Annotated in this window: 4 protein-coding genes; all 4 read left to right on the top strand. The window is 34.4% G+C overall.

Annotation, left to right across the window (positions count from 1 at the left end; all coding sequences use genetic code 11):
* Positions 1–97: 97 nt before the first annotated feature.
* The 4 genes from B5F87_RS20305 (at position 98) to B5F87_RS20290 (ending at position 1,856) form a co-directional block, all read left to right on the top strand.
* Complete coding sequence (locus B5F87_RS20305) at positions 98–478, top strand: DUF6120 family protein (RefSeq protein ID WP_087284473.1); 381 nt, start codon at positions 98–100, stop codon at positions 476–478.
* A gap of 3 nt (positions 479–481) precedes the next feature.
* Positions 482–952, top strand: coding sequence for a hypothetical protein (locus B5F87_RS20300; RefSeq protein WP_087284470.1), 471 nt, complete (start codon positions 482–484; stop codon positions 950–952).
* Positions 953–1,094: 142 nt separating this feature from the next.
* Positions 1,095–1,460, top strand: coding sequence for a PadR family transcriptional regulator (locus B5F87_RS20295; RefSeq protein WP_087284467.1), 366 nt, complete (start codon positions 1,095–1,097; stop codon positions 1,458–1,460).
* 66 nt (positions 1,461–1,526) lie between these two features.
* Positions 1,527–1,856 (top strand): transposase, encoded by a 330-nt coding sequence (locus B5F87_RS20290; protein ID WP_087284466.1) that lies wholly within the window; start codon positions 1,527–1,529, stop codon positions 1,854–1,856.
* Positions 1,857–2,428: the final 572 nt, after the last annotated feature.

The following is a 2,428-nucleotide window of genomic DNA, read 5'->3' as shown; positions in this document are numbered from 1 at the left end:
TATATGAATTATCGTATGCTGTATACCAAATTATATAGATAATATTTAAAGCATTTGATGTCAAACATCTGTAAAATAAAATTCAAGGAGCAATAATATGAAAACCATAATAAAAAAATATTTAAAATCAATAAAAAAATTATTTCCTATATATGGAAAAAAAGAAAAACAATATATTAAAATTCTTCAGCCCCGGCTGTTGGAATATGCCGCCGAAAAAGAGACGTTATCTTATGAAGATTTGATAGAAGAGTTCGGTACACCCTCTCATGTGATTTCTGGGTATTTTTCCGAAGTAGATGATGAGTATTTGTTTCGTCATCTGAAAATCAGGGGATATGTAAAGAAGTTTCTGATTTTTGTATTGGTTGCTTTTCTGGCTTTCAATGGGTATTGCTATTATTGGGCATATCAAGACTATTTGAACGCACAGGATCAACATATAATGTATAAAGAAATAGTTATTGAGGAGGATTAAGTTATGAAGAAAAGAATATTTTTGAGTGTGCTTAGTGTAAGTTTTCTAGTTAGTACATTGCCAATGAATATTTTGGCTTCCGAAATGGACAAAAAGATTATCAGTATAGAGTCTAAAGAGGAAGACAGTATTTATTATGAAACAGTTTTGGAAGAAGAATCTTTTAATTCCAGGAGTAGTACAAAAAGCGGAAGTAAAACTGTCAACTGTAAGAATAGTAAAGGAAAAATCCTATGGTCAGTAAAGGTACATGGAAGTTTTACTTATAATGGAAAAACAGCGAAATGTACTAGTTCTACAGTTTCTACGACCTGTCCGGCTTCCAATTGGAAGATTGCGTCTTCTTCAGCATGGAAAGACGGTGCTAATGCAATGGCAAAAGCGATAGCCAAAAAATATGCTGCTGGTCAAGTAACTAAAACAGAGACTGAGACTGTTACCCTCCACTGCAGTTCCTCTGGTAAATTATCATAATTTTGCTTCAAAAAGCAAACATATACGGCAGTCATTGGCCAGACTGCCGTATATATTTGTCTTTTTAAAACAAAAAATTTATGGCAATATATTGATCTTGTCAGCTTTTTACGATAAAGTTGATAAAGAAAGGAATTTACACATGGCAAATAGAAATTCATTTAAAAAAGGAACGATTGAATTATTACTACTTTCTATTCTTAGTGTAGAGGACTGCTATGGATATCAGATTACTCAAAGAATCAAGAAACAGTCCATTGGAAATATTACTGTAACCGAAGGAGCGTTATATCCAATTTTATATAAATTATCAGATAAAGGATATATCAGCGATTATAAAAAATTAGCGGGAAAAAGATTAACGAGAGTTTACTATCATTTAGAAGAAGAGGGAAAAAATTACTTAAATAATTTGCTTGAAGAATATTTCAAAGTACAGGACGGCGTTCAAAAAATTTTGTCTGCCAATCATATTGATATACGAGCCTGTGAAAAAAAGACCTGTTGACAAACTAAAGAAAAATGGCTTTCTGTATGGTATACTTATTATATCAATTGCAGGAGGTCTTTTTTTATGATGGGAAAACAAAGTGGACAAATCCAGATGATAATCCTTGACATAGATTCTATGATTCCAGAACATCATCTTCTGAGCCAGATTAAAAACTGTGTGAATTTTGATTTTATATATGAAAAGACAGTCCCCTATTATTCCCATGTTGGCAGAAAATCTATCGACCCCGTTGTTCTGATAAAAATGCTGCTAATTGGTTATCTTTATGGGATCAAATCAGAGCGGAGACTTGAGGAGGAAGTATCTCTCAACCTTGCTTACCGCCGGTTTTGTGGAATTGATCTGATGAATAGAGTACCAGATCACTCAACTTTTAGCCAGAATAGATGAAGACGTTTTCAAGAGGCCGGCATATTCCGGGAAATTATTAATAAGATCGTACTGAAGTGTATGGAGCTTGGGATCGTATCGGGAGAAATCGGTGTTGCAGATGGGTCATTCCTTCCGTCAAATGTATCCTGGGATAGCCGCTATGAGGCAGTTGAGACGGTAGAACATTCCACTGTAAAATATATGAAAGAGTTGTTGTGGTCAAGCGTTTTTGTAACACTTGTGACTAAAAAATATCAATTTATGTACTTCGGGCTTTGTATGGTGTTTGATACCCATTGAAACTATGAGGGCGTACATGATTATACGTGACATATGCAAATTCCTCCACTGTCTGATAGAGTGCCTCCTGGGAGTATCCCAAAGTTTGTGTAAACCTTCAAACTGATGTAAGATAGACTTACCAGCTTGGAGGTTTATTTATGGCAAGGAAAAAAGATACCCCACAAAAGGCGTAAACGGTAAATACTCCGTACCTCGAAAATCATAGTCATATGTGAGACAATAGACTCGATTCTTATCAATCCGTGATAATAGTTCAGTACTCAACTTTTAGTACTGTTATAGAAATG

This window comes from Eubacterium sp. An3, from assembly GCF_002159465.1.
GTDB lineage: Bacteria > Bacillota > Clostridia > Lachnospirales > Lachnospiraceae > Anaerobutyricum > Anaerobutyricum stercoris.
This window is presented reverse-complemented; position numbering and strand designations above follow the sequence as displayed.

Excerpts from the sequence above, each read along its gene's own strand:
- B5F87_RS20305 (WP_087284473.1), top strand. The coding sequence starts at position 98 with ATGAAAACCATAATAAAAAAATATTTAAAATCAATAAAAAAATTATTT.
- B5F87_RS20300 (WP_087284470.1), top strand. The coding sequence starts at position 482 with ATGAAGAAAAGAATATTTTTGAGTGTGCTTAGTGTAAGTTTTCTAGTT.
- B5F87_RS20295 (WP_087284467.1), top strand. The coding sequence starts at position 1,095 with ATGGCAAATAGAAATTCATTTAAAAAAGGAACGATTGAATTATTACTA.
- B5F87_RS20290 (WP_087284466.1), top strand. The coding sequence starts at position 1,527 with ATGATGGGAAAACAAAGTGGACAAATCCAGATGATAATCCTTGACATA.